At 71.1% G+C, this 26,991-nt stretch carries 24 protein-coding genes; 12 read left to right on the forward strand and 12 right to left on the reverse strand.

Annotated features, from left to right (window positions below):
* Positions 1-111: 111 nt before the first annotated feature.
* The 6 genes from ACWC2B_RS13075 to ACWC2B_RS13100 are packed head-to-tail and all read right to left on the reverse strand — an operon-like array spanning position 112 to position 7,345.
* Positions 112-1,533, reverse strand: coding sequence for an NAD(P)/FAD-dependent oxidoreductase (locus tag ACWC2B_RS13075; protein ID WP_450716545.1), 1,422 nt, complete (start codon positions 1,531-1,533; stop codon positions 112-114).
* 30 nt (positions 1,534-1,563) lie between these two features.
* Positions 1,564-2,367 (reverse strand): ABC transporter permease, encoded by an 804-nt coding sequence (locus ACWC2B_RS13080; protein ID WP_450716546.1) that lies wholly within the window; start codon positions 2,365-2,367, stop codon positions 1,564-1,566.
* Positions 2,367-3,293, reverse strand: a complete 927-nt coding sequence (locus tag ACWC2B_RS13085; protein WP_450716547.1) for an ABC transporter permease — start codon at positions 3,291-3,293, stop codon at positions 2,367-2,369. Before ACWC2B_RS13085 ends, ACWC2B_RS13080 begins: the two co-directional genes overlap by 1 nt.
* The gene (locus tag ACWC2B_RS13090; protein WP_450716548.1) at positions 3,290-4,441 is read right to left on the reverse strand and encodes an ABC transporter ATP-binding protein; all 1,152 of its coding nucleotides are present in this window, start codon (positions 4,439-4,441) and stop codon (positions 3,290-3,292) included. The genes ACWC2B_RS13085 and ACWC2B_RS13090 overlap by 4 nt, the downstream gene beginning before the upstream one ends.
* Before the next feature lie 60 nt (positions 4,442-4,501).
* On the reverse strand, positions 4,502-5,752 hold the full coding sequence (locus ACWC2B_RS13095; RefSeq protein WP_450716549.1) for a polyamine ABC transporter substrate-binding protein: 1,251 nt from the start codon (positions 5,750-5,752) through the stop codon (positions 4,502-4,504).
* Between the two features lie 51 nt (positions 5,753-5,803).
* Positions 5,804-7,345 (reverse strand): gamma-aminobutyraldehyde dehydrogenase, encoded by a 1,542-nt coding sequence (locus tag ACWC2B_RS13100; protein WP_450716550.1) that lies wholly within the window; start codon positions 7,343-7,345, stop codon positions 5,804-5,806.
* A 181-nt stretch (positions 7,346-7,526) separates the two neighbouring features.
* Here ACWC2B_RS13100 and ACWC2B_RS13105 point away from each other — a divergent pair, with 181 nt between their 5' ends.
* Positions 7,527-8,090, forward strand: coding sequence for an NADAR family protein (locus tag ACWC2B_RS13105; RefSeq protein WP_450716551.1), 564 nt, complete (start codon positions 7,527-7,529; stop codon positions 8,088-8,090).
* A gap of 96 nt (positions 8,091-8,186) precedes the next feature.
* Here the strand turns inward: ACWC2B_RS13105 and ACWC2B_RS13110 are convergent, their stop codons facing one another.
* Positions 8,187-8,891 (reverse strand): DUF4190 domain-containing protein, encoded by a 705-nt coding sequence (locus ACWC2B_RS13110; protein WP_450716552.1) that lies wholly within the window; start codon positions 8,889-8,891, stop codon positions 8,187-8,189.
* Positions 8,892-9,032: 141 nt separating this feature from the next.
* Between ACWC2B_RS13110 and ACWC2B_RS13115 the strand changes: the two genes are divergently transcribed.
* The 5 genes from ACWC2B_RS13115 (at position 9,033) to ACWC2B_RS13135 (ending at position 14,193) form a co-directional block, all read left to right on the forward strand.
* Positions 9,033-10,064: an adenosine deaminase gene (locus ACWC2B_RS13115; protein ID WP_450716553.1), complete on the forward strand. Its 1,032-nt coding sequence runs from the start codon at positions 9,033-9,035 to the stop codon at positions 10,062-10,064.
* Between the two features lie 86 nt (positions 10,065-10,150).
* Complete coding sequence (locus ACWC2B_RS13120; RefSeq protein ID WP_450716554.1) at positions 10,151-10,834, forward strand: glycerophosphodiester phosphodiesterase; 684 nt, start codon at positions 10,151-10,153, stop codon at positions 10,832-10,834.
* A 59-nt stretch (positions 10,835-10,893) separates the two neighbouring features.
* Positions 10,894-12,102 carry a sensor histidine kinase gene (locus tag ACWC2B_RS13125; protein WP_450716555.1) on the forward strand — a complete coding sequence of 403 codons (1,209 nt, stop codon included), beginning with the start codon at positions 10,894-10,896 and terminating at the stop codon, positions 12,100-12,102.
* Positions 12,099-12,761, forward strand: a complete 663-nt coding sequence (locus ACWC2B_RS13130; protein WP_450716556.1) for a response regulator — start codon at positions 12,099-12,101, stop codon at positions 12,759-12,761. Before ACWC2B_RS13125 ends, ACWC2B_RS13130 begins: the two co-directional genes overlap by 4 nt.
* Positions 12,762-12,975: 214 nt before the next feature.
* Complete coding sequence (locus ACWC2B_RS13135; RefSeq protein WP_450716557.1) at positions 12,976-14,193, forward strand: serine hydrolase domain-containing protein; 1,218 nt, start codon at positions 12,976-12,978, stop codon at positions 14,191-14,193.
* Between the two features lie 10 nt (positions 14,194-14,203).
* Here the strand turns inward: ACWC2B_RS13135 and ACWC2B_RS13140 are convergent, their stop codons facing one another.
* From ACWC2B_RS13140 to ACWC2B_RS13150, 3 genes are all read right to left on the reverse strand, one after another.
* Positions 14,204-14,713, reverse strand: coding sequence for a hypothetical protein (locus ACWC2B_RS13140; RefSeq protein ID WP_450716558.1), 510 nt, complete (start codon positions 14,711-14,713; stop codon positions 14,204-14,206).
* Positions 14,714-14,775: 62 nt separating this feature from the next.
* Positions 14,776-15,972, reverse strand: a complete 1,197-nt coding sequence (locus ACWC2B_RS13145; RefSeq protein WP_450716559.1) for a polyamine ABC transporter substrate-binding protein — start codon at positions 15,970-15,972, stop codon at positions 14,776-14,778.
* A gap of 149 nt (positions 15,973-16,121) precedes the next feature.
* Positions 16,122-17,561 (reverse strand): gamma-aminobutyraldehyde dehydrogenase, encoded by a 1,440-nt coding sequence (locus ACWC2B_RS13150; protein ID WP_450716560.1) that lies wholly within the window; start codon positions 17,559-17,561, stop codon positions 16,122-16,124.
* Between the two features lie 164 nt (positions 17,562-17,725).
* On the opposite strand from ACWC2B_RS13150, the gene ACWC2B_RS13155 reads away from it, so the two are divergent.
* The 6 genes from ACWC2B_RS13155 (at position 17,726) to ACWC2B_RS13180 (ending at position 24,323) form a co-directional block, all read left to right on the forward strand.
* Positions 17,726-18,286, forward strand: coding sequence for an Lrp/AsnC family transcriptional regulator (locus tag ACWC2B_RS13155; RefSeq protein WP_450716561.1), 561 nt, complete (start codon positions 17,726-17,728; stop codon positions 18,284-18,286).
* Entirely contained in the window at positions 18,271-19,650 is a 1,380-nt protein-coding gene (locus tag ACWC2B_RS13160) for an aspartate aminotransferase family protein (protein WP_450716562.1), read from the forward strand. The genes ACWC2B_RS13155 and ACWC2B_RS13160 overlap by 16 nt, the downstream gene beginning before the upstream one ends.
* A gap of 171 nt (positions 19,651-19,821) precedes the next feature.
* Complete coding sequence (locus ACWC2B_RS13165) at positions 19,822-20,559, forward strand: ABC transporter ATP-binding protein (RefSeq protein WP_450716563.1); 738 nt, start codon at positions 19,822-19,824, stop codon at positions 20,557-20,559.
* The gene (locus ACWC2B_RS13170; protein WP_450716564.1) at positions 20,541-21,701 is read left to right on the forward strand and encodes a hypothetical protein; all 1,161 of its coding nucleotides are present in this window, start codon (positions 20,541-20,543) and stop codon (positions 21,699-21,701) included. Before ACWC2B_RS13165 ends, ACWC2B_RS13170 begins: the two co-directional genes overlap by 19 nt.
* A gap of 335 nt (positions 21,702-22,036) precedes the next feature.
* Positions 22,037-23,158, forward strand: coding sequence for an LOG family protein (locus ACWC2B_RS13175; protein WP_450716565.1), 1,122 nt, complete (start codon positions 22,037-22,039; stop codon positions 23,156-23,158).
* Between the two features lie 247 nt (positions 23,159-23,405).
* A complete protein-coding gene (locus ACWC2B_RS13180) occupies positions 23,406-24,323 on the forward strand; it encodes a hypothetical protein (RefSeq protein ID WP_450716566.1) in 918 nt (305 codons plus the stop codon).
* Positions 24,324-24,346: 23 nt separating this feature from the next.
* Here the strand turns inward: ACWC2B_RS13180 and ACWC2B_RS13185 are convergent, their stop codons facing one another.
* Both ACWC2B_RS13185 and ACWC2B_RS13190 read right to left on the reverse strand, forming a co-directional pair.
* Entirely contained in the window at positions 24,347-25,369 is a 1,023-nt protein-coding gene (locus ACWC2B_RS13185; RefSeq protein ID WP_450716567.1) for an ABC transporter ATP-binding protein, read from the reverse strand.
* The gene (locus tag ACWC2B_RS13190; RefSeq protein WP_450716742.1) at positions 25,369-26,982 is read right to left on the reverse strand and encodes an ABC transporter permease; all 1,614 of its coding nucleotides are present in this window, start codon (positions 26,980-26,982) and stop codon (positions 25,369-25,371) included. The genes ACWC2B_RS13185 and ACWC2B_RS13190 overlap by 1 nt, the downstream gene beginning before the upstream one ends.
* Positions 26,983-26,991: the final 9 nt, after the last annotated feature.

The following is a 26,991-nucleotide window of genomic DNA, read 5'->3' on the forward strand; positions in this document are numbered from 1 at the left end:
TGACGCGACTTCGGGCACCTCGCAGTAGTGAACTGGGTCACACCATGAACGGAAGAAGTGCGCCCCCGGCGTGACCGGGGGCGCACGACGTGATCAAGCAGTCGAACCGTGTCAGCTGTCGAAACCGAGGCCGACCCGGTCCATCGCCTTGAGCCACAGGTTGCGCCGGCCGCCGTTCTCGTCGGCGCGGGCGAGCGACCACTTGGTGAGGCCGATGCCCGCCCAGGCCACCGGTTCCGGCGGGAAGGGCAGCGGCTTGGTGCGCACCATCTCAAGGTCGGTGCGCTCGGTGTGCTCCCCCGCCAGGAGGTCGAGCATCACCTCGGCGCCGAACCGGGTCGCCCCGACCCCGAGCCCGGTGTATCCGGCGGCGTACGCGACCCGGCCGGCGTGGGCGGTGCCGAAGAACGCCGAGAAGCGCGAGCAGGTGTCGATCGCGCCGCCCCAGGCGTGGCTGAAGCGCAGTCCCTCCAGCTGCGGGAAGCAGTGGAAGAACTGCTCGGCGAGCTTGGCGTAGGTCTCGGGCCGGTCGTCGTACTCGCTGCGCACCTTCCCGCCGTACTGGTACACCGCGTCGTAGCCGCCCCACAGGATGCGGTTGTCGGCGGAGAGCCGGAAGTAGTGGAACTGGTTGGCCGAGTCCCCGAGCCCCTGGCGCCGGTGCCAGCCGATCGACGCGAGCTGGGCGGCGTTCAGCGGCTCGGTCATCAGCGCGTAGTCGTACACCGGGACCGTGTACGGCCGAAGCCGCTTGACCAGCGAGGGGAACACATTGGTTCCGAGCGCCACGTGCTCCGCGCGGATCTTGCCGTAGGGGGTGCGCACGCCCATGCCGGTGCCGACCCGGGCCAGCGAGAGGCCCGGGGTGTGTTCGTAGATCCGTACGCCCAGATCGAGGCAGGCCCGCTTCAGGCCCCAGGCGAGCTTGGCCGGGTGGAGCATGGCGACGCCGTCGCGGTCCCAGAGCCCGCCGAGGAAGGTGGGTGAGTCGACCTCGGCCCGCAGGGCCTCCTCGTCGAGGAGTTCGAGCCCGCCGAAGCCGAGGTTCGTCGCCTCCTCGTACATCTCGTGCAGCTCTTCGAGCTGGTGGGGCTCGGTGGCGACGTCGATCTCGCCGGTCCGCTCGAAGTCGCAGTCGATGTCGTAGCGGGCGACGGCGGCCTGGATGGCGTCGAGGTTCGCCGCGCCCAGCTTTTCGAGCCGGGCCAGCTCGTGCGGCCAGCGGGCGAGTCCGTTGCCGAGGCCGTGGGTGAGGGAGGCGGCGCAGAAGCCGCCGTTGCGGCCGGAGGCGGCCCAGCCGATCTCCTTGCCCTCGATGAGGACGACGTCGCGGCCCGGCTCGCGCTCCTTGGCGATGAGCGCGGTCCACAGCCCGCTGTAGCCGCCGCCGACGACGAGGAGGTCGCACTTCTCGTCGCCGGTGAGGGCGGGCAGGGCCTCGGGGCGGCCGGGGTCCTCCAGCCAGAAGGGGACGGGCTTCGCGCCCGCCAGGGACTGTCGTGCTGCACTGTTCATGGCTCGGGTCACGGCCATGATTCCAACTCCCTCAGGAACTGCGTTCGGTTACGCTTTCGCGCTGTTCTTGCGCCGGTTCGCAATGAATTGTCCGGCTGCGACCACCGCGACGGCAATGATGAACATGGCCGTCCCGATGACGTTGATCTGCACGGGTGTGCCGCGCTGCGCCGAGCCCCACACGAACATGGGGAAGGTCACGGTGGAGCCCGCGTTGAAGTTGGTGATGATGAAGTCGTCGAAGGAGAGCGCGAAGGCGAGCAGCGCGCCCGCCGCGATGCCGGGCGAGGCGATCGGCAGCGTCACCCGCAGGAATGTCTGGACGGGACCCGCGTAGAGATCGCGCGCGGCCTCCTCAAGGCGCGGGTCCATGGACATCACACGGGCCTTGACGGCGGTGACGACGAAGCTGAGGCAGAACATGATGTGGGCGATGAGGATCGTCCAGAAGCCCAGTTGCGCGCCCATGTTGAGGAAGAGCGTGAGCAGGGACGCGGCCATCACGACCTCGGGCATCGCCATCGGCAGGAAGATCAGCGAGTTGATCGCGCCGCGCGCCCGGAACCGGTAGCGCACCAGGGCGAACGCGATCATCGCGCCGAGCACGGTCGAGCCGATCGTCGCCCACAGGGCGATCTGGAGCGACAGCGACAGCGAGCCGCACATGTCGGCGACCCCGCACGGGTCCTGCCAGGCGTCGGTCGAGAACCGCGTCCAGGAGTAGTTGAAGCGCCCGTTCGGCTTGTTGAACGAGAACACCATCACGACGACGTTCGGCAGGATCAGATACGCGAGCGTCGCGAGCCCCGCGATGACCACGAGGTTGCGGCGCAGCCACTTGAGAACGGGCATCAGACCAGTTCCTCCGTCCCGGCTCGGCGGATGTAGACGGTGACCATGATCAGGACGATCGCCATCAGGATGAAGGAGAGGGCGGCGGCCGTCGGGTAATCGAGGACCCGCAGGAACTGCGACTGGATGACGTTGCCGACCATCTTCTGGTCGGTGGAGCCCAGCAGTTCGGCGTTCACGTAGTCGCCGCTGGCCGGGATGAACGTGAGCAGGGTGCCGGAGACGACCCCGGGCATCGACAGCGGGAACGTCACCTTGCGGAAGGTGGTGGCGGGCGTCGCGTACAGGTCGCCGGCCGCCTCGTGCAGCCGGGAGTCGATGCGCTCAAGGGAGGTGTAGAGCGGCAGGATCATGAACGGCAGGAAGTTGTACGTGAGTCCGCACACCACCGCCATGGGCGTGGCCAGGACCCGGTTGCCCTCGGTCCAGCCCAGCCAGTTGGTGACGTCCAGGACGTGCAGCGAGCCCAGCGCGTGCACCACCGGACCGCCGTCGGCCAGGATCGTCTTCCACGCCAGGGTGCGGATCAGGAAGCTGGTGAAGAACGGCGCGATGACGAGGACCAGGACCAGGTTGCGCCAACGGCCCGCCTTGAAGGCGATCAGATAGGCCAGCGGATAGCCGAGCAGCAGACACAGCAGGGTCGCGGTTCCCGCGTAGAGCAGGGAGCGGACGAACTGCGGGTAGTACTCCTTGAAGGCGTCCCAGTACGTCTGGAAGTGCCAGGTGACCTGGAAGCCCTTCTCAAGTGAGCCTGTCTGTACGGAAGTTGAGGCCTGGTACACCATCGGCAGCGCGAAGAACACGATCAGCCAGAGGATGCCGGGCAGCAGCAGCCAGTACGGGACGAGCCGCTTGCGGGTGGAGCCCTTGCGCACCGGGAGGTCGCCTTGTTGAGAAGGGGCCGCTTCGGCCAGGGCGGTCACGCGGCGTCCTCGACCTTCTCGACGCCCGCGTCGATGGCCTGGGCGGCGTCCAGGCCGAAGGTGTGCGCCGGGTTCCAGTGCAGGACGACCTCGGCGCCGGGGGTGAGCCGGGTGTCGCGCTCGATGTTCTGCTCGTACACGGAGAGCCCGTTGCCCGCCGGGGAGTCCACCAGGTACTGGGTGGAGACGCCGATGAAGGACGAGTCGACGATGCGGCCCGGGACGCGGTTGCGGCCCTCCGCGATCGCGCCCTCGTCGTCGCGGTGCGCGAGCGAGATCTTCTCGGGGCGTACGCCGACGAGGATCTTGCCGCCGCTGGTCGTGGCGGCCGGACATCGCCCCCCGGGCAGCCTCAGCTTGGCGCCGCCCGCGCTGACCACGATGTCGTCGCCGCTCGATTCCACGATCTCGGCCTCGATGAGGTTGGAGGTGCCGAGGAAGTTCGCGACGAACGTGGTCTTCGGGTTCTCGTACAGGTCGGCCGGGGCGCCGAGCTGTTCGACGCGGCCGCCGTTCATCACCGCGACCGTGTCGGCCATCGTCATGGCCTCCTCCTGGTCGTGGGTGACGTGCACGAACGTGATGCCGACCTCGGTCTGGATGCGCTTGAGCTCCAGCTGCATCTGGCGGCGCAGCTTGAGGTCGAGGGCGCCGAGCGGCTCGTCCAGGAGCAGCACCTGGGGGTGGTTGATGAGCGCGCGGGCGACCGCGACGCGCTGCTGCTGGCCGCCGGAGAGCTGGTGCGGCTTGCGGTGCGCGAAGTCGCCGAGCTGCACGAGCTCCAGCATGTCGTCGACCTGTTTCTTCACCGACTTGATGCCCCGCCGGCGCAGCCCGAAGGCGATGTTCTCCGTGACGTTCAGGTGCGGGAAGAGGGCGTACGACTGGAAGACGGTGTTCACCGGCCGCTTGTAGGGCGGCAGGTCGGTGACGTCCTTGTCGCCGAGGAAGACCGTGCCGGTGGTCGGCTCCTCAAGTCCGGCGATCATGCGGAGCGTGGTGGTCTTGCCGCAGCCGGACGCGCCGAGCAGGGCGAAGAACGAGCCCTGCGGGACGGTCAGTTCGAGCGGGTGGACGGCGGTGAAGGAGCCGTACGTCTTGCTGATCCCGGTGAGGCGGACGTCGCCGCCGGCGGTGCTGTCTGTCATGGGTGGGGTCCCAGGGTGTTGAGGGGAAGGGGGGACTCTGATCAGGGGGCGCGGGGCGGCTCAGGATCCGATGAGCTTGGAGAACTTCTGCTCGTACGCCGTCTCCTCGGCCTCGCTGAGCGAGCGGAAGGAGTGGGACTTCGCGGTCATCTCCCGGTCCGGCAGGATGAGTTCGTTCTGCGCGAGCGCCGGGTCGATCCTGGCGAGTTCGTCGCGGACCCCGTCGACCGGGCACTGGTAGTTGATGAACGCGGCGAGCTTGGCGGCCACCGGGAGCTCGTAGTAGTAGTCGATCAGCTTCTCGGCGTTGCTCTGGTGCCGGGCCTTCGCCGGGACCAGCAGGTTGTCGCTGGAGGTCATGTAACCGGCCGCCGGGATCGCGTACTTGATGTCCGGGTTGTCGGAGCGCAGCTGGGTGACGTCGCCGCCCCAGGCGACACAGGCCGCCAGGTCGCCCTTCACCAGGTCGCCGGTGTAGTCGTTGCCGGTGAAGCGGCGGATCTGCTTGGTGTCGACGCCCTTCTGGAGGCGTCCGATCGCGGCGTCGAAGTCGGCGTCGGTGAACTTCGCCGGGTCCTTGCCGAGGTCGAGCAGGGTCATGCCGACCGTGTCGCGCATCTCGGACAGGAAGCCGACCCGGCCCTTGAGGCTCGGGTCGTCGAGCAGCTGGGTGATCGAGTCGACCTTCTTGCCGCCGGTCGCCTTGGCGTTGTAGGCGATGACGGTCGGGATGCCGGTCCAGGGATAGGAGTAGGCGCGGCCCGGGTCCCAGTCGGGCATCCGGAACTGGGGCGCCAGGTTGGCGTACGCGTGCGGCAGGTGCGCCGGGTCGAGCTGCTGCGCCCAGCCGAGCCGGATGAGCCGGGCGGCGAGCCAGTCCGTGAGGACGACGAGGTCCCGGCCGGTGTCCTGGCCGGCCGCGAGCTGCGGCTTGATCTTGCCGAAGAACTCGACGTTGTCGTTGATGTCCTCGGTGTACTTGACCTGGATCCCGGTGCGGCGGGTGAACTCGTCCAGCGTCGGATGGTGCTTCTTGTCGTCGCTGATGTCCATGTACTGCGTCCAGTTGGAGAAGTTGACGTCCTTCTCCTGGGCGGAGTGGTCCGCGTTGGACGGTCCGGTGCCGTTCTCCTTCTTGGCGGCCGGGATGCCACAGGCGCTCAGGCCGGCGAGGCCGCCGACGGTGAGCGCGCCGACGCCCGAGGCGCGCAGCAGGGACCGGCGGGTCAGGGCGCCCCGGCCGTTGGTCATGCTGCGCCGGATGGCGGCCAGTTGGGCCGCGGACAGGCTTTCGGGCTCGTACTGCTCCATGCGCTGAATGCCCTTTCGGGTGGGTTCGGTGGCCTGGTCGGGCCGCCTCTGCTATCGGTCCCCGAAGATCGTGCGGTGCCAGTCCTTCGCGGCGACCGCCGTGTTGTCGTACATCACGTGCTTGACCTGCGTGTACTCCTCGAAGGAATACGCCGACATGTCCTTTCCGTAGCCACTCGCCTTGTAGCCGCCGTGCGGCATCTCGCTGATGATCGGAATGTGGTCGTTGACCCACACGCAGCCCGCCTTGATCTCGCGGGTGGCACGTCCCGTGCGGTACACGTCGCGGCTCCAGGCGGAGGCGGCGAGGCCGTAGGGGGTGTCGTTGGCGAGGCCGATGCCCTCGTCGTCGGTGTCGAAGGGCAGCACCACCAGGACCGGGCCGAAGATCTCGGCCTGGACGACCTCGCCGTCCTGGGGGGCGTCCGCGATGAGGGTGGGCCGGTAGTAGGCGCCGTCGTTCTTGGGGGCCTCGCCGCCGGTGACGATCCGGGCGTAGGCCCTGGCCCGCTCGACGAATCCGGCGACGCGGTCGCGGTGGGCGTGCGAGATCAGCGGGCCGAGGTCGGTGTCCTCGCGGAACGGGTCGCCGATCCGGACGGTCTCCATGAGGGCGGCGGTCCGCTCGACGAAGGCCTCGTACAGCGGGCGCTGGACGTAGGCGCGGGTGGCGGCGGTGCAGTCCTGGCCCGAGTTGATGAGGGATGCGGCGACCGCGCCGTGCACGGCGGCCTCCAGATCGGCGTCGTCGAAGACCACGAAGGGGGCCTTGCCGCCGAGTTCGAGGTGGAGCCGCTTGACGGTGGCCGTGGCGATCTCGGCGACGCGCTTGCCGACCCCGGTGGACCCGGTGAAGGAGGTCATGACGACGTCCGGGTGCCCGACGAGGTGCTCGCCCGCGTCCTTTCCGGCCCCGGTGACGATGTTCACGACGCCGTCCGGGATGCCGGCCTCCGTCGCGGCCTCGGCGAACAGGAGCGAGGTCAGCGGGGTGGTCTCGGCGGGCTTGAGGACGATGGTGTTGCCCGCGGCGATCGCCGGGAGGATCTTCCAGGCGGCCATCTGGAGCGGGTAGTTCCAGGGCGCGATGGACCCGACGACCCCGATGGGCTCGCGGCGTACGTACGAGGTGTGGTCGCCCGAGTACTCCCCTGCCGACCTGCCCTCCAGGTGCCGGGCCGCGCCCGCGAAGAACGCGGTGTTGTCGATGGTGCCGGGTACGTCGAACTCCCGGCTCAGCTTGATCGGCTTGCCGCACTGGAGGGACTCGGCCAGCGCGAACTCCTCGGCGCGCTCGGCCAGGACCTCCGCGAGGCGGTGCAGGGCGGCGGAGCGCTCGCCGGGGGTGGCGCCGGACCAGCCGGGGAAGGCGTCCTTGGCCGCGGCGACCGCGGCGTCGACATCGGCGGGACCCGCGAGCTCGTACTCGTACACCGTGTTCCCCGTCGCCGGGTCGACGACCGCGTGGCGGCGTCCTGAGGTGCCGGGGCGCAGCCGTCCGCCGATGTACTGGGCACCGGCCGCGAAGCGGTCCCGGGCCGGGAAGGGGTGTGCTGCCGGGGTGCGATTGCCGTTGCCGTTGTCGGTGTCCATGTCGCCCACGTTCTTCGTAGCTTCAGCTCGATTTGAGTGACGATCCTGGCAGAGCGGCATCTGGCCAACAAGTGATTCCGTTGTTGCCTTTTGGTTACGCGACGGAATCTGTCGACCATGTGTCGCGTCGGGGCGGTCATGGCCCGACGTAGTGTCAGTGGCGCGTGCCAGACTCGCGTGCATGGGAGAGATCACGGGGGACCGCGCACCGCTGGACGAGCTGATCACGCAGGTCAAGAAGGGTGACCGGATCAAGTTTCTGCATTTCTGGGGACACCGGCCGCAGCGGGACGGGACGCTCGGCGCGAGCTGTTTCAGTCAATGGTGGCCGTCGCGCTTCGTGGTCGACGGGGTCGAGTACGCGACGGCCGAGCACTGGATGATGGCGTCGAAGGCGCGGCTGTTCAAAGACCCGGAGGCGGAGCGCGCGGCGCTCACGGCGGCGAACCCCGCGCTCGCGAAGAAGGCCGGGCGCCTGGTGCGCGGCTTCGACGAGGCGGTGTGGCGGCGGGAGCGGTACGGGATCGTCCTGGCCGGCAGCCTGCACAAGTTCGGTCAGGACGAGGCGCTGCGGGAGTATCTGCTCGGCACCGGGAACCGGGTGCTCGTCGAGGCGAGCCCGCTGGACCTGATCTGGGGCATCGGCCTGGCGGCGGACGCCCCGGAGGCGGACGATCCCACGCGCTGGCGTGGCCTGAACCTGCTGGGTTTCGCGCTGACGGAGGCCCGCGAGCGGCTGCGCTGAGCGCCTGTGGCCGGGCGGGTGCCCTGCCTCGGAACCGGCGGGCGGGGCCCGGCCCGAGCGGAGGGGGCCGGTGCGGCCCTCTCGCCCGGGGGTTCCTCAGCGGCCGGACACGGCCAGCGACAGGAAGGACGAGTAGTCGTCGTATCCGTTGTAGTCACTGTGGTGCGAGGGCGCGTTGGCCACCAGCACGATCAGCAGCACGAGGATCACGATGCCGAGCACGATCCCGGCGATGCCCATGATGATGCCCGCGATCGCCTGGCCCCGGTTGTTGGCCTCGCCGCGGGTGGCGCGCCCCTTGCCGAGCAGGCCGAAGATCAGCGCGAGGGCGCCGAGCACGATGCCGGCGATGCCCCAGGTGCAGATCATGAGCACACACGCGGCGATGCCGAGCACCATCGCGGCTATGCCGAACCCGTTCTGCGGGGCGGGCATCCCGGTCCAGCCGGGGTAGCCGTATGCGGGCTGCTGCCCCGGGTATCCGGGGTAGCCCTGGGCGGGCTGCTGCGGGTAGCTGGGGTAGCCGTAGCTGCCGGGGGCCGCCTGGCCGGGCGGCGGCGTCGGGCTGCCGAAGCCGGGGCCGGGAGCCTGCTGCCCGGGCGCACCGGGGAAGGGGCCCTGGGCCGGGGCGCCGGGGGCTCCCTGGGGCGGGGTGGCGTTCTGTCCGTCGGCACCGGGCATCGAGATGACCGTCTGCTGGTCGTGCACCGGCGGCTTGTCCAGCGGAACCTTGTGCTCCGGCGGTGCCCAGGGGTCGCGGGGCTCCTGGCCTCCCGACGGCTTCTGGGTGTTGTCTGACATGGGCCTCCCCCATCGTGGTTCCGTCATGCTACGGCCCCGGGTTCCGGGCGGGGCCGCCCGGCCTACCATGATCCCCGACGGGCGAAGGCCGAACGCCGCCGAACGCGCGAGGACCCTCGCGGCAGACCCATGGAGGACCCCATGACCGACCTGCACCCCTTCATCGCGGGGCTGCCCAAGGCGGAGCTCCACGTGCACCACGTCGGCTCCGCCTCGCCGCGCATCGTGGCCGAACTGGCCGCCCGCCACGCGGACTCGAAGGTCCCCACCGATCCCGAGGCGCTCGCCGACTACTTCACGTTCACGGACTTCGCCCACTTCATCGAGGTCTACCTCTCGGTCGTCGACCTCATCCGCACCCCGGAGGATGTGCGCCTTCTCACCTACGAGGTGGCACGGGACATGGCCCGGCAGAACATCCGCTACGCCGAGTTGACCATCACGCCGTTCTCCTCCACCCGCCGGGGCATCGACGAACTCGCCTTCATGGACGCGATCGAGGACGCCCGCAAGGCCGCCGAGACCGAGTTCGGCACGGTGCTTCGCTGGTGCTTCGACATTCCGGGCGAGGCCGGTCTGGACGCGGCCGCCGAGACGGCCCGGCTCGCCACCGAGGACCGGGTGCGTCCCGAGGGCCTGGTGTCCTTCGGCCTCGGCGGCCCCGAGATCGGGGTGCCACGGCCGCAGTTCAAGCCGTACTTCGACCGCGCCATCGCCGCGGGGCTGCACTCCGTACCGCACTCGGGAGAGTCCACGGGCCCGCAGTCGATCTGGGACGCGCTGATCGAGCTGCGCGCCGAGCGCATCGGCCACGGCACCAGCGCCACCCAGGACCCGGCGCTCCTCAAGCACCTCGCCGAGCACCGGATCGCCCTGGAGGTCTGCCCGACGTCCAACCTGGCGACCCGGGTGGTGCCCGACCTGGACCGGCACCCCGTCAAGGAGATGGCGGCCGCGGGCGTCCTCGTCACGATCAACAGCGACGATCCGCCGATGTTCGGCAGCGACCTCAACAACGAGTACGCCGTCGCCGCCCGCCTGTTGGACCTGGACGAGCGGGGCCTGGCGGACCTCGCCAAGAACGCCGTCGAGGCGTCGTTCCTGGACCCCGCGGGCAAGACGCGGCTCGCCGGCGAGATCGACGACTACACCGCGAAGTGGCTGGCCCGCTGATGCACCGCGAAATGGCCCCGCCCCGCTGAGAGCCCGTGGCCCGTCGCCGGCTGGCTGACCTCCGCGCCGCTCAGCACAATGGCCCCATGCGCACCGTGACAGCAGTGGCCCACCGCGGCGACCCGTACCGCGTCCGCGAGAACACGCTCCCCTCCATCGCCTCGGCTCTGGAGCGGGGCGCGGACGCGGTCGAGATCGACGTCCGCACGACCCGGGACGGCGTGCCGGTGCTGCTGCACGACGAGACGCTGAAACGGCTGTGGGACTTCGACCGCCCGGTGGCCGCGATCCCCTACGAGGAACTCCGCGAGGTCACCGGCGGCGGGGTTCCCACCCTGCGCCAGGCGCTGATCGCGGTCGGCGCGCACCGGGTGATGCTCGATCTGCCGGGCGCCACCGAGGAGTCGGTGCGCACGGCGGTGAACACGGTCCGCGAATGCGGCGCGGGCCAGCGGGTCTACTACTGCGCGGGACCGGTCGCCATGTTGCGGGTGCGCGCCGCCGACCCGGGCGCCGAGATCGCCCTGACCTGGACGAAGCCCGCCCCGCCGCGGCCCGCCCTGGTCGACGCCATCAAGCCGCGCTGGCTCAACTACCGCTTCGGGCTTGTCGGTTCGGATCTGGTGCAGCGGGTCCACCGGGACGGGATGCTCGTCTCCGCATGGACCGCGGACACCGCGCGCACGCAGCGCCGGCTCATCGGGTACGGGGTGGACGCGATCACCACCAACCGGGTGGACGCGCTGCGCGGCATCCTGTCCGGGCGGTGAACAGCGGCACTTCGAGCCGCACTTCGAGGCGCACTTCAAGGCGACCGGGGGGACACGGGGTGGGTAGTACGGCACGTCTGACGGCTCGGCTGCGGGCGGCGAACGGGTGGGCCGTCGACATCGGGCTCGCCCTGCTGGTGCAGGTGGCGATGTCGATCCCGTTCGTCGTGGAGCGGCCCGACGGGCTGCGCCCGGCCACCTGGGCGGACTACGCGCTGACCTCGCTGGCCGTGCTGCCGCTGGTGTGGCGGCGCCGGGCCCCGGTCGCGGTGACGCTCGCGGTCCTGGCGGCGGGAGCGGCGTACAAGCTGACCCTGGATGGGCCCGGCCAGCCGCTGCCCTACCCGGGGCTCGTCGCCCTCTACTCGGTGGCCGCGCTGTCCCCGGTGCGCCGGCGGGTCGGAGTCGCCGCGCTGGTCGCCGCGCTCATCGTGCCCTCCGTGGCGCTCAACACCGAGGACGCCAAGGAGCTGATGTTCTCCTTCTTCGTCTTCGGTGCCGCCTACGCGCTCGGGCGGCTCACCCACACCAGGCAGGCCTACACCGCGGCCGTCGAGGACCGCGCGGCACAGCTGGAGCGGGCCAACCGCATCGAGGCCGAGCAGGCCGCGGCGCATGAACGGGCCCGGATCGCGCGGGAGATGCACGACATCCTGTCGCACGCCGTCAGCATCATGATCGTGCAGGCGGAGGCGGGCCCGGTCGCGGTGCGGGCGGCGCCGGCCCGCGCCGAGGCGGCGTTCGAGGCGATCTCCGAGACGGGCCGGGACGCGATGGTGCAGCTGCGCCGGATGCTGGGGGTGCTGCGCGAGGAGACCGCGCCGGATGCCCCGCGCGAGCCGCAGCCGGGCACGGCGGCGCTGCCCGCGCTGGTCGAGCGGGTGTCGCTGGGCGGCCCCTCGGTCGCGTACGAGACGAAAGGCGCGCCCCGCCGCCTTCCGCCGGACACCGGGGCAAGCGTGTACCGGATCGTGCAGGAGGCCCTGACGAACGCGGTGAAACACGCGGCAGCCCGCACGGTCCAGGTCCAACTGGCTTATATGGAGCGGGAGTTGATGATCAGGGTCCTGGACGACGGCGGCGGACCGGGCGCCGCACCCGGCCCCGGTACCGGCCACGGCCTGATCGGCATCCGCGAACGCGCGGCGGCGCACGGGGGCACCGCCTCGGCGGGCCCGGGCCCGGACGGCCGGGGCTTCGAGGTGAGGGCCGTCATCCCGCTGCCCGCCACCCCCTCGGTAACCTCCACCGCGGAGGTGGGGATGTGACGATCCGTGTGGTGGTGGCCGACGACCAGGAGCTGGTCCGCAGCGGCTTCGCCCTGATCCTGGACGTGCAGCCGGACATCGAGGTGGTCGCGGAGGTGGGCGACGGCGCCCAAGCCGTCGACGCGGTGCGCCGGTTGGCGCCCGACGTGGCGCTGCTCGACATCCGGATGCCGCACCTGGACGGCATCGAGGCGTGCCGGGCGATCAGCGCGACGAGCGCCTGCCGCACGGTGATGCTGACCACCTTCGACTCCGACGAGTACGTGTACGAGGCACTGCACGCGGGGGCGAGCGGCTTCCTCCTCAAGGACGTCCGGCGGGACGATCTGGTGCACGCGGTACGGGTGGTGGCGGCCGGGGACGCACTGCTCGCACCGTCGGTGGCGCGGCGATTGGTCGCCGAGTACACCTCACGGCCCGCGGCCCCAGTGCCCTCCGGACGGCTCGACGCGCTGACCGCCCGCGAACGCGAGACGCTGCTCCTGCTCGGCCGGGGCCTGTCCAACGCCGAGATCGCGGCCGAACTGACCGTCTCCGAGCACACGGTGAAGACGCACGTCGGCCATGTGCTGGCGAAGCTGGGCCTGCGCGACCGCATCCAGGCGGTGATCTGCGCGTACGAGACGGGCCTGATCTCGGCGGGGGCGCCGTCCTCTTGAGCGGCCCGCCCCGCGTGGCGAGAGTGTCGCGTTCTCCCCTCGGCAGGGGAGCGCCTCCCTCCCCAGGGGGAGGATGACTCGCCCGATTCCCCCGGCCGGGCGAGAAGGCGGGGCCCTCAGAACCCCCCGCCACGGCGATCCGCGCAAGCCCCGTGATCAGCAGGATGGGATCCATCAGCACGACGGCCCACCCGCCCGATCACGGAGACCCACCATGAACACCGGCACCCGCACCCGCACCACACTCATAGCCACCGCTCTGGTCCTGGGGATGTCGGCGGCCCCGGCCCTCGCCGCCTCCCCGGCACCCGGCGCGAGCCGGACCGCCGCCCACCGCGCTGCCCGCACCCTCGACACCGCCGCCCTGCGCGCGGCCATCGCGGGCGCCGGGAAGCCGGGTGCGGACGCGACCGCCGCGCTGGTGAGAGTCGGCGGCACCGAGGGCAGTTGGCTCGGCAGTGCCGGGGTGCACGACCTGACGAGCGGTGCCCCGGCGGACCCGAACGCGCGGTTCCGGGCGGGGTCGGTCACCAAGGTCTTCACCGCGGCCATGGTGCTGCAACTCGCGGGCGAGGGCCGGGTCGACCTGAACCGCCCGGTGCGCGCCTACCTGCCCGACCTGATCCCGGCGGCGTACAACGAAGTGACGGTCCGTCAACTCCTCAACCACACCAGCGGCATACCGTCGGTCGGCTCACCCGACGACTCCCTGGACTACCTGTACGCGCACCGCTTCGAGAGCCGCGACCCCGCCGATGTCGTACGCGAGGCGACAGCGCGGAAGCCGGACTTCACGCCCGGCACCCAGCAGCACTACGACAACATCGGCTACACGGTGGCCGGCCTCCTGATCGAGCGGGTCACGGGCGACGCGTACGCCCGCCAGCTGGCCACCCGCATCCTGCGGCCCCTGCGCCTGACGAACACCTACGTGCCCGGCGCCGACCCCGCCATCCGCGGCCCGCACAACCACGGCTACCAGGTGTTCACCGGGCCGGACGGCTCGGCCGAGCTGCGGGACGTGACGGTGTGGGGCGCCGGGGACACGTTCGCGGCGGGCGACCTGATCTCCACCACGGCCGACCTGGAGCACTTCACGCGCGCCCTGTTCACCGGCCAGGTCGTACGTGCGGCACAGCTGAAGGAGATGTTCACGCTGCCCGGCGCATCGGTGCGCGACATGAGGACGGGCAAGCCGGCGGCGTACAGCGCGGGTCTGTCGACGATGCGGCTCGGCGGCCGGGACGTATGGGGCAAGACGGGCGGGCGCTGGGGCTACAACACGGTGATCGCGGCGACGGTGTCGCCGACCGGGGCGCTCTCGCGGACCCTGGTGTACAGCGTCAACTCCACGGACGCGAAGGGCTCGGACATGAACCCCACCGCCATGCGCGTCATGATCGCCACGTTCGGCGCCCCGGACCCCTCCTGACCCTCACGCCTCACGCCGCCACCGGCGTCCCCATCGCCTCCAACGCCTTGATCTTGCGCCGCACCACGTACAGCGGGATCACCCCGAACACCCCGAACGACATGTCGATCACCGACCACCAGAAGGGAATCCCCCTGATGGGGCCGCAGATCAGCGCGAGCGGGATGATTCCCGCGCAGGCGATCATCCCGAACTCGACGACCCAGATGTTGCGGACGGGATCGCGCAGCGGCCCGTAGAAGGCGACCGCGATGACGAGATGGGCGAAGGCCAGCCAGTCCGTCCCGTACAGCAGGAACGGGTACTCGGCGTCCGCTGAGTCCAGCCCGTTCCGCACCCGGTCGATCCAGGCGCCCAGCCCCGGCAGCCAGTCGCCAAGGGGCGTGTTCCGCAACAGGGACTGCGTCCAGTGCAGTTCGTGGACCAGGGGAAAGGCCGTCAGTCCGCTCAGTACGAGACAGACGATGAAGACGGCCAGCCACACGCGGGTACGCCGCAACAGGGCGTTTCGCTCGCTCATGATCGCAGCGTACGCCCCTGTTGAACGCGTTCAAAAGCCGGGTCCACCCACAGCCCGCCCCACTACAGCCCCACGATCGCGTTCCACCGCTTCGCGAACTCGGCCCGTTCCTCGGAGGTGATGTCGCGGGCGATCGCGAGCCGCCCCCGCATCGCGTCGTCGGGGAAGATCAGCGGGTTCTCGGCGAGTTCGGCCTCGTCCTTGTCCTTGGAGGAGGCGAGGACCTCGCGGGCGGCGGGCACCGGGCAGACGTAGTTGACCGAGGCGGCCAGCTCGGCGGCGACCTGCGGGTCGTAGTAGTGGTCGACCAGGGCCTCCGCGTTCGCCTTGTGGCGGGCCAGGTTGGGGATCATCATCGACTCCGCCCACAGCTCCGCGCCCTCCTCGGGCACCACGAACTCGATGTCGGGGTTGTCCGCCTTGAGCTGGAACACGTCGCCGCTGTAGGCCTGACAGGCAAGCACGTCGCCCTTGTTGAGATCGCTGGTGTAGTCGTTGCCGGTGAAGCGGCGGATCTGCTTCTTGGCGACCAGCTTCTCGACCTGGTCGCACATCCGGTGGAAGTCGGCCGCGGTCCACTTGGTGATGTCGACGCCGTTGCCCTGCATCAGGAGCGCGAACGACTCGTCGAGTCCGGAGAACAGCGTCACCTTGCCCGCGAGCCGCGGATCCCACAGGTCGCCGACGTGCTTGAGTTCGCGCCCGAGCTTCTTCTTGTTGTACGCGATGCCGGTGATCCCGGACTGCCACGGGACGCTGTGCAGGCGCCCGTTGTCGAAGGCGGGGGTACGCAGCTGCGGGTCGAGGTGGCGGGCGACGTTGGGCTGCTTGGCGCGGTCCATCTCCTGCACCCAGCCGAGCCGCACGAACCGGGCCGCCATCCAGTCGCTGATCACCATCAGGTCCCGGCCGGTCTCCTGATGGTTCATCAGGGCCGGGCTGATCTTCCCGAAGAACTCGTCGTTGTCGTTGATCTCCTCGGTGTACGTGACGGAGATCCCGGCGCTCTTGGCGAAGGCGTCCAGCGTCGGGCGCTTGGAGGCGTCGTTGTCGTCGACGTCTATGTAGAGCGGCCAGTTGGCGAAGGTGAGGGACCTGTCGGCCGCCGAGCGGTCGCGCCCGGCCCGCTCGCCCGGTTCGACGTACGCCGCGGGGACCCCGCAGCCGGCCAGCGCGGCCAGCGCGGCGCCGCCGCCGAGGGCACGCAGGAGGCTGCGGCGGGAGAACGGGCTGGCTGCGGGGAAGGCGGTCAGTCGCATTCCGGCAGGATGCCCGCGCCGGGCAGCGGGTTCAATGGACGCTGCGTACAGCCGTACGCCGGGGGCCAGACACCCTGTCGGGGGCGCGGAGGCAGCGGAAGGGGCGGGGGATCAACTCCCCCGCCCCTTCCGCGCGTTCAGGCGGTGGTTCAGCCCTCGATGGACGTCATCACGTGCTTGATGCGCGTGTAGTCCTCGAAGCCGTACGCCGAGAGGTCCTTGCCGTAGCCGGACTTCTTGAAGCCGCCGTGCGGCATCTCGGCGACCAGCGGGATGTGGGTGTTGATCCACACGCAGCCGAAGTCGAGGTTCTTGGACATCCGCATGGCGCGGGCGTGGTCCTTGGTCCACACCGAGGAGGCCAGCGCGTACTCGACGCCGTTCGCGTACTCCAGGGCCTGGGCCTCGTCGGTGAAGGACTGGACGGTGATGACCGGCCCGAACACCTCGTTCTGGATGATCTCGTCGTCCTGCTGGAGGCCGGAGACGACGGTCGGGGCGTAGAAGTAGCCCTGCTCGCCGACCCGGTGGCCGCCCGCCTCGACCTTGGCGTGCGCGGGGAGGCGGTCGATGAAGCCGGAGACCTGCTTGAGCTGGTTGGCGTTGTTGAGCGGGCCGTACAGGACGTCCGCGTCGTCCGGCTGCCCGGTCTTGGTGTCGGCGGCGGCCTTGGCGAGCGCGGTCACGAAGTCGTCGTGGATCGACTCGTGGACGAGCACGCGGGTCGCGGCCGTGCAGTCCTGGCCGGCGTTGAAGTAGCCGGCGACCGCGATGTCCTCGACGGCCTTGGCGATGTCGGCGTCCTCGAAGACGACGACCGGGGCCTTGCCGCCGAGCTCCAGGTGGACGCGCTTGACGTCCTTGGAGGCGGACTCGGCGACCTGCATGCCGGCCCGTACGGAACCGGTGATGGAGGCCATCGCCGGGGTCTTGTGCTCGACCATGGCGCGGCCGGTGTCGCGGTCGCCGCAGATGACGTTGAAGACGCCCTTGGGGACGATCGCGCCGATGATCTCGGCGATCAGGACAGTCGAGGCCGGGGTGGTGTCCGAGGGCTTGAGGACGACGGTGTTGCCCGCGGCGAGCGCCGGGGCGAACTTCCAGACGGCCATCATCATCGGGTAGTTCCACGGCGCGACCTGGGCGCAGACGCCGACCGGCTCGCGGCGGACGATCGAGGTCATGCCCTCCATGTACTCGCCGGCGCTGCGGCCTTCGAGCAGCCGGGCCGCGCCCGCGAAGAAGCGGATCTGGTCCAGCATCGGCGGTACTTCTTCGGTGCGGGTGAGCTCGATCGGCTTGCCGGTGTTCTCCGACTCGGCGGCGATCAGCTCCTCGGCGCGCTCCTCGAAGGCGTCCGCGATCTTGAGCAGTACGCGCTGGCGCTCGGCCGGCGTGGTGTCGCGCCAGGCCGGGAACGCGGCGGCGGCGGCCGCCATGGCGGCGTCCACGTCCTCCTGGCCGGAGAGCGGCGAGGTCGCGTACGCCTGGCCCGTGGCCGGGTTGACCACCTCGATGGTCCGCCCGTCGGCAGCATCGCGGAACTCTCCGTCGATGTAGTTGCGCAAACGACGCAGTTCGGTGGTCACTTCGCTGGCCTCCCGGTCCGATGTCCGATGGGTGAGACAGCCCACCCTAGTCGGTGAGGTGACGCTTTCGACAGACCCGACGCCCGTGAACTTCGGATTCAGTTCCCTGGAGGTCACAGAACAACGAATTTCATCGCTTTGGGGTTGCGGGACGGAGCGGGTCGGTGCACAGTGGCTCCGTGGCCAGCCGAAGCACAGACCCCAGGACCGGGAACGGATCTCCCTCCCGCCTCCCGAGCACCGCCCCTCAGGCAGACGCTCCGCGTCGCAGCAACGGAACGTCGATCGACGCCGTCTCCCTGGCGATCATCGAGCAGCTCCAGGAGGACGGGCGCCGCGCTTACGCCGCGATCGGCAAGGCCGTCGGCCTGTCCGAGGCGGCCGTGCGCCAGCGCGTCCAGAAGCTCCTGGACCAGGGCGTGATGCAGATCGTCGCCGTCACCGACCCGCTCACCGTGGGATTCCGGCGCCAGGCGATGGTCGGCATCCGCGTCGAGGGCGACCTCGACCCCGTGGCGGAGGCGCTGACGGCCATGGCCGAGTGCGAGTACGTGGTGATGACCGCGGGCTCCTTCGACCTGATGGTGGAGGTCGTCTGCGAGGACGACGACCACCTTCTCGAAGTGATCAACAAGAGGATCCGCGCCCTCCCCGGCGTGCGCTCCACCGAGAGCTTCGTCTATCTCAAGCTGAAGAAGCAGACCTATATGTGGGGAACCCGATAGCCGTGAGCAAGGACCTCAGCCAGACCGCCTACGACCACCTGTGGATGCACTTCACCCGCATGTCGTCGTACGAGAACGCGCCCGTTCCCACCATCGTCCGTGGCGAGGGCACCTACATCTACGACGACAAGGGCAAGAAGTACCTGGACGGCCTGTCGGGCCTGTTCGTCGTCAACGCCGGCCACGGCCGTCACGAGCTCGCCGAGACCGCCTACAAGCAGGCGCAGGAGCTGGCCTTCTTCCCGGTCTGGTCCTACGCCCACCCCAAGGCCGTCGAGCTCGCCGAGCGCCTCGCGAACTACGCGCCGGGCGACCTCAACAAGGTCTTCTTCACCACCGGTGGCGGCGAGGCCGTCGAGACCGCGTGGAAGCTGGCGAAGCAGTACCACAAGCTCACCGGCAACCACACGAAGTACAAGGTCATCTCGCGTGCGGTCGCCTACCACGGCACCCCGCAGGGCGCCCTGTCCATCACTGGTCTGCCCGCCCTGAAGGCGCCCTTCGAGCCGCTGGTCCCCGGCGCGCACAAGGTGCCCAACACCAACATCTACCGCGCCCCGATCCACGGCGACGACCCGGTGGCCTTCGGCCGCTGGGCCGCCGACCAGATCGAGCAGGAGATCCTCTTCGAGGGCCCCGAGACCGTCGCCGCCGTGTTCCTGGAGCCGGTGCAGAACGCGGGCGGCTGCTTCCCGCCGCCGCCGGGCTACTTCCAGCGGGTCCGCGAGATCTGCGACAAGTACGACGTGCTGCTCGTCTCCGACGAGGTCATCTGCGCCTTCGGCCGCCTCGGCACGATGTTCGCCTGCGACAAGTTCGACTACGTCCCGGACATGATCACCTGCGCCAAGGGCATGACGTCGGGCTACTCCCCGATCGGCGCCTGCATCATCTCCGACCGCCTCGCCGAGCCGTTCTACAAGGGCGACAACACCTTCCTGCACGGCTACACCTTCGGCGGCCACCCGGTCTCCGCCGCGGTGGGCCTCGCCAACCTCGACATCTTCGAGCGCGAGGGCCTCAACCAGCACGTCCTCGACAACGAGGGTGCCTTCTTCGACACCCTGAAGAAGCTGCACGACCTGCCGATCGTCGGTGACGTCCGCGGCAACGGCTTCTTCTACGGCATCGAGCTGGTGAAGGACAAGGTCACCAAGGAGTCGTTCAACGACGAGGAGACCGAGCGCGTCCTGTACGGCTTCCTGTCGAAGGCGCTGTACGACAACGGCCTGTACTGCCGGGCGGACGACCGCGGCGACCCGGTCGTCCAGCTCGCCCCGCCGCTGATCTCCGACCAGTCGACCTTCGACGAGATCGAGGGCGTCCTGCGCGAGGTCCTCACCCAGGCCTGGACCAAGCTCTAGACCGTACGCACCGGCCCGGCCACGCCCATCCGAGTGAGATGGGCGGGGCCGGGCCGCGTGCTGTCCGGACAGCCACGCCCTACTCCCTAGCGTGCCCAGTGACCGATCGGCCCCTGCCTTCGTTCCCCCGTACGGGGAGCAGGACATCTGATCTGAACCGAGGTATGCACCATGGTGGCTCCGCCGGACAACGACGTGTTGTGGGCGCGTTCCCTGCACCATTCCCACAGCGGCTCGCCAGCCCTGACCGATGTCAGCGTCGGGGTCCGCGAGGGCGAGATCCTCGCCGTCGGCGGCCCGCGCGGCTGCGGCAAGACGACCCTGCTGCGCTGTCTGTCGGGCGCGCTCGTGCCGAACGAGGGCGAGGTGTGGTTCAACAGCGGGCCCGTGCACACCCTGAGCGCCGTCGACCGCGAGCGGCTGCGCCGCGACCGGTTCGGCTGGATCAACCCCGAGCCCACCCTGGTCCCCGAGCTGAACGCGTGGGAGAACGCGGCCCTGCCGCTGCTCCTGCGCGGCATCGCACACCGCGCCGCCAAGAAGGCCGCGATGGAGTGGCTGGAACGGCTCGACATCGGCACGTGCGCCAAGAAGCGCCCGCGCGCCCTCCTCCAGGCGCAGCGTCAGCGCGTGGTGATCGCCCGCGCCCTGGTCACCGGGCCCGCCGTCCTGTTCGCCGACGAGCCGACCGCGAGCCTGCACCGCACCGACCGGGAACAGGTGTTGCGCACCCTGCTCGCGGCGGCACGCTCGCACCGCATCACCACGCTCATCGCGACCCACGACACGGACGTGGCGGCGCTCGCCGACCGCACGGTGGTCCTCATCGACGGCCGCCTGGTCAACTCCCGGGACAACCAAGGCAGTTCGGACGCGGAGGGTATCGCGGCGTGCTCGCTCTCCGTCTAGCCCGCGGCACCCATCCCCTGATCCTGCTGCGCCGCCTGCTGGTGTCCGCCGCGTCCGCCGGGGTCGGCTTCCTCCTGCTGTGCACGCTCGGGTACGCGGTCGGCCATCCCGGCGCGTCGGGGCTGCGGCTGGCGTGGTGCGCGGTTCCGCTGGCGGCCGCGGCGTACTTCGCGGTGGCCGTTGCCCGCACCGACCCGAGCACCCGGCCGCGCTCGGGGCTCTGCGCGGTGGGCCTGGGCCCGGCCCGCCTGGCCTCGCTCGCGGCGGTGTCCACGGCGGTGTCGTGCACGCTGGGCTCGGCGGTCGCCCTCCTCGTCTACCTCCACCTGCGCGGCGACATCAGCGGGCTCCCCTTCGACGGGGACGCCGCAGGCCTGCTCGCCGCCGACCAGCCGATGCCGTTGGCGGCCGCCCTGACCCTGCTCGCCGCCCTGCCGGTCACGGCGTCGGTGGCGACCGGACTCGCACTGCGCCCGCGCACCCTGCGCCCCGGCGAGACGGGCGACCCCGCGCATCCCGAGGAGCCCGCGCCGACGCCGGCGAGCGGCCTGCCGTGGGGCTTCGCGCTCATCGCGGCGGGCCTCGCCCTTGAGACGTACGTGAGCCGGGGCGGCCAGGGCCACGTGTTCCCGATGCCGGGTCACCCGGAGAGCAGCCCGGCCGGGGTGCTCGGCGGCTGGGCGCTGACCGCGGTCGGCCTCGCGCTCGCGGGTCCGGGGCTGGCCCACTTCAGCGGGCGGCTGCTCCAGCTGGCCCGCCCGGGCGCGGCCCGGCTGCTCGCGGGCCGGATCCTGATGACGGAGGCCCGCCGCATCGGGCGCCCGCTGGGGGTGGTGTGCGCGGTGGCCTCCGGGGCGATCGCGGCGGCCACCCTGTACGGCGACCGGGCGGGCCCGCACCCCTTCGGCCCGCTCACCGGGCTCGGCGCGGCCCTGGTCATGGGCTCCACGGTGGCCACGCTGCTGACCGCGGCCCTGGAATCCCGCCACGCCCGCGCCGGCACGACGAAGGTCCTCCTGTCCCTGGGCACCCCGGCGGCCCTCCTCCGGGCCGCGGCGTCGTTGCGTGCCGTGGCCCTGCTGGCCGTCTTCACCCCGCTGACGGTGGCCATCGCCGAACTGGCGGCGCTGCCGCTGCGGTAGCACCCCGAAGGGGCGGGGGGGGCTGCGACCCGGGGGATCTCCCCCACCCCGCCCCTTCCCGCTGTGACATTCTGCGGCTCCGCCGCGTGGCCTCCGGGGGTTGTCATTCGGCTGCGGTCCGCGGCTGCTGGGGCTCCGCCCCAGACCCCGTTCGCGCCTCAAGGGCGCTCGTCCTCAAGCTCCCCCAAGGCCTTAAGGGCCAGGGCCCCCATGACGGGCTGAAGATGCCGGTACGGGCCCGCACCATCCTGCTAGGGGCGCGCGGAGCGGCGCGATCAGTTGATGGCAACCCGCAGCCGGGCACCTGCACGCAGCCGGCGCCTAGCATGGGCGCCGTGCCGGACAAAGACGAGACGCCGCTCCCCGCCGGCGGCGACACCGAGATCGAATCGCTCGCCGAATTCGACGCGGCCGCCGCCCGAGGCGAACTCGCGGGGTTCCGCGTGCAATCGGTGGACCTGACAGCCCGTACGCCCGTACTGCTCGGCACCGAAACGGCCGGTGCCGTCTTTCTCGGCTGCGCGATGGAGCCGGACGCGGCCGCGAAGGTCCGGGCCGACGGCGCCCTGGTCTTCCCGCCCGTACCGCACCTCCCCTTCGACCCGTACCGGGGCACGCTCTACTCCCCCGCCGAACTCTTCGAGGGGCTGGCCGCCGGTTACGAGCGGACCCCGGACGCACGCTCGTACGCCTGGTTCCAGCGGACCAGGGCGGACGGCGACATCTTCTCCTCGATGCTGCGCTCCATCCACGACGACGCGATCTCCGACGCCTTGGACGAACTACTCGTCGGGGCACGGGTGGTGGGCGTGATGGGCGGCCACGCCATGGGCCGCGGCACGGCCGAGTACGAGGGTGCGGCGGTGCTCGGGCGCACGCTGGCCCGCGCCGGGTTCACGGTGGCGACGGGCGGCGGCCCGGGCGCGATGGAGGCCGCGAACCTGGGCGCGTACGCGGCGCCCTTCGACGACGCGATGCTGGGCTCGGCCCTCGAACTCCTCGCCGAGGAACCGTCGTTCAGGCCCTCCGTGTCGGCATGGGCGCGCGCCGCCTTCGAGGTCCGTACGAAGTGGCCGCGCGGCGGCACCTCGGTGGGCATCCCGACCTGGTTCTACGGCCACGAGCCGCCGAACGCCTTCGCGGGCGCGATCGCCAAGTACTTCGCCAACGCCACCCGTGAGGACGGCCTGCTCGCCCGCTCCAACGCGGGGGTCGTCTTCCTGCCGGGCGCGGCCGGCACCGTACAGGAGATCTTCGACAACGCGACGCCGAACTACTACGAGTCGCGGGGCGGTCCGACGCCGATGGTGCTGGTCGACCGTGCGCACTGGACCGAGCGTCTGCCCGCCTGGCCGCTGCTCGAAGCGCTGGCGAGGGACCGGCCGATGGCGGGCCGGATCGCCCTGGTCGACTCGGTGTCCGAGGCTCCCGGGGCGCTGGCCCGCATGTCGCTCTAGCTCTCGGCGAGGTGCCCGGCGCGGGTGTCGAAGAAGTGCGCATGCCGAGGCTCCAGGCGCCGCCGGGGCGTACGTCGCCGTCGCTCACGTTCTCGCTCATCGTTCCTGCTTCCTCTCCGGAGCTCTCGCGGGTGCTCCGGAAATCGGGGAAGAGGATCACCCTCCCAGGCAACCCCCAAAGGGTGGTAAACGTCTGGTAAAGCGGAGTGGGGCGAACGGGTTGCCCCCGCCAGGAACGGAGTCACTTGTGCTGCTCGGTCTGCTGACCGCCATCGCCGCCTCGGTCTGTTACGGCACGGGCTCGGTCCTGCAAGCCGTCGGGTCCCGCAAGTCCGCCCGCCGCGACGCGGCCGCGAGCGACCGCACCCAGCACGGCGGGCCCAGCCTCTCCTCCACCGCGAAGGCGGCGACGACCTGGGAATTCATCGTCGGGACCATCCTGGACTTCGTCGGGTTCGGCCTCGGCGCGCTGGCGGCCCGCCTCCTCCCCCTCTTCCTCTCCCAGACGGTGATCAGCGCGAACCTGGTGATCACAGCGGTCCTCAGCGTGAAGCTCCTCGGCATCCGGCTGAGCCGCGCGGAGTGGACGTCGATCGGCGTGGTCTGCTCGGCCCTGATCCTGCTCGCGTCGGCGGCGGGCCATGAGGGCAGCGGCCACACGGCGATGTCGACGCACTGGTGGCTGCTGGCGATCTCGCTGGTGCTGATGGCCGGAGGCACGGTGGCGGTACGCCTCCTGGGCGCCCGGGCCGCGATCCTGGCGGGGCTCCTGTCGGGCCTGGGCTTCGGCGCGCTCGGCGTCGGCGTCCGCGTCCTGAACGGCATCGACCCCTTCGACGCCGGCGCGCTGCTCGGCGACCCGGCGCTGTACGCCATCCTCGTGGCCGGCACCGGCGGCATGTACCTGCACACGGTGGCCCTGCAGATCGGCTCGGTGAACGGCGCGACGGCGGCGCTGGTGGTGGGCGAGACGGTCCTGCCCGGCGCGATCGGGGTCCTGTGGCTGGGCGACGCGTCCCGCGAGGGTCTCGCGTGGATGGCGATCGCGGGGTTCGTCCTGGCGGTGGCGGGCGCGGTGGCGGTGGCGTGGTTCGGCTCCCCGGAGAGCCACGGGGCGGCGGAGCCGGCGCGGGACCCGGCCGAGGAACTGACCCCGGCGAGGTAGGGGGCGGGGTGGGGGAAAGCCCCCTACCCCTCCCCCAGCACCACAACTCCCCCCGCCGCAAAGGCGACCCCCACCCCCGCACCCACCTCCGGCGCGGATTCCAGCCCGCACTCCGCTTCCAGCAACGGCCCACCACGAGGCCGCAGCTGGAGCGCCACGTGGTTGCCCCGGAACGTCCGCCCGGCCACCTCGCACGGCAGCCCCTCCCGCTCCCCCACGAGACGTACCCCCGCCGGGCGCACCAGGACCCGTACCGAACCCTGCGGTGAGCCGGCCGGCACCGGCACCTTTCCCCAGGGCGTGTCCGCTGCCTCCCCCGAGACCGTCGCCGGGACCACGTTCTCGAAGCCCAGGAAGCGGGCCACGAATTCGGAGGCCGGGTGCTGCCAGACCTCCAGCGGTGTGCCGCTCTGCGCGATGCGGCCGTCCCGCATCACCACGACCCGGTCGGCCAGCGCGAACGCCTCGCCCTGGTCGTGCGTGACGGCCAGTACCGTCGTGCCCAATTGGCCGAACAGGGAACGGAGTTCTACCACGAGGCGCTCGCGCAGCGTGCGGTCCAGCTGGCCCAGTGGCTCGTCCAGCATCAGCAGGCGGGGGGACGGGGCCAGCGCCCTCGCCAGTGCGACGCGCTGCTGTTCGCCGCCGGACAGCGCGGCGACGGCCCGTCCGCCCGCGCCGGGGAGCCCGACGAGATCGAGCAACTCGCTTACCCTGCGCGCCTGTTCAGCCCGCGAGGCGCCTCGCATGCGCAGCCCGAACGCCACGTTCCCGGCGACGTCGCGCTGCGGGAAGAGCTGGTGGTCCTGGAACATCAGGCCGAGACCGCGCTTGTGCACGGGCACGCCGCACTGGTCTGTGCCGCCCAGCAACACCCGTCCGGAGTCGAGGGGTTGGAGCCCCGCCACCACCCGCAGCAGCGTCGACTTTCCGCTGCCGCTCGGGCCGAGCACGCACACCGTCTCGTGGTCGGCGACCTCCAGGTCGACCGCGTCGAGCGCGGCCCGCTCCCCGAACCGTACGGTCACACCGTCGAGCCTCAGCATCAGAACTCCCCGCTCCGATCGGTCCGGATGCGTTCCAGGACGAGCAGCGACACCGCGCACACCACCATCAGAATCGTGCTGAGGGCCATCGCCTGGCCGTAGTTGAGGTCGCCGGCCCGGCCGAGGAGTCGGGCCACGGCGACGGGCAGCGTCGGGTGGTCGGGCCGGGCGATGAACACGGTGGCCCCGAATTCGCCGAGCGAGACGGCGAACGCGAAGCCCGCCGCGACGAGCAGCGCGCGCCGCACCAACGGCAGGTCCACCTCGCGCCAGGCCCGCAGCGGGGACGCCCCGAGCACGGCCGCCGCCTCGCGCAGCCTTCCGTCCACCGCCCGCAGCACCGGCAGCATGATCCGTACGACGAAGGGGGTGCCCACCAGCGCCTGGGCGAGCGGCACCAGGATCCAGGAGGTCCTCAGATCCAGCGGCGGCTCGTCGAGGGTGATGAGGAACCCGAAGCCGACGGTCACGGCGGACACGCCGAGCGGCAGCATCAGGAGGGCGTCGAAGCCGCGGATCAGGCGGCCGCTGCCGCGCCGGGTCAGGGCGGCCGCCGCGAGCCCGCCGATGAGGAGCGCGATGGCGGTTGCGGCGAGGGCGTACTGGAGCGAGTTCCAGATCGCCTCGATGGGCGGCACGAGGAAGCTGCCGTTGTCCCCGGCGGCCTGGAGCGCCCGGTAGTAGCCGAGGCCGTAGCCGTCGGGGGTGTCCAGGGAGCGCTCGATCAGTACGCCGACGGGGAGCAGGATCAAGAGCGCCACGACGGCCAGGACCGAGGCGAGCAGCGTCCGCTGTCCGGCGCCGCGCGGGCGCCGTGAGGTCTGGGCGGGGTCGACCAGTTTGAGCGCGGTCTCGCGGCGGCGCACGGTACGGGCGTGCACGGCGAGGACCGCGCCGACCGCCGCGAACTGCACGATCGTCAGGACGGCCGCGGCGGGCAGGTCGAGGAGTTCGGCGGTCTGCCGGTAGATCTCCACTTCGAGGGTGGAGAAGGTGGGGCCGCCGAGGATCTGGACGACGCCGAAGGAGGTGAAGGTGAAGAGGAAGACCATGAGCCCGGCCGCGGCGACCGCGGGGCCGAGCGCGGGGAGCGTCACCGTGCGCCAGGCCGCGAACCGGGAGGCGCCGAGGACGCGGGCGGCCTCTTCCTGGCGGGGGTCGAGCTGCGACCACAGGCCGCCGACGGTGCGTACGGCGACCGCGTAGTTGAAGAAGACGTGCGCGAGCAGGATCGCCCATACGGTGGTGTCCAGGCGCACCCCCCACAGCTGGTCGAGCAGTCCGCCGCGGCCGAGGAGTGCCAGGAACGCGGTGCCCACGACGACGGTCGGCAGCACGAACGGCACGGTGACGACGGCCCGCAGCAGCTGTTTGCCGGGGAAGTCGAGGCGTGCGAAGACGTACGCGCCGGGCAGCGCGATCAGGAGGGTGAGCGCGGTGGAGGCGAGCGCCTGCCAGGTCGTGAACCACAGGACGTGGCCGATGTCCGGGTCGCTCAGCACCTCGCCGATCCGGCCGAGCCGCCAGGCGCCGTCCGCCTTGAGTCCGCGGCCGACGATGGCGGCCACGGGCCAGGCGAAGAACACGGCGAAGAACGCGGCGGGCAGGACCATCAGGCCGAG

This window comes from Streptomyces sp. NPDC001415, from assembly GCF_053597395.1.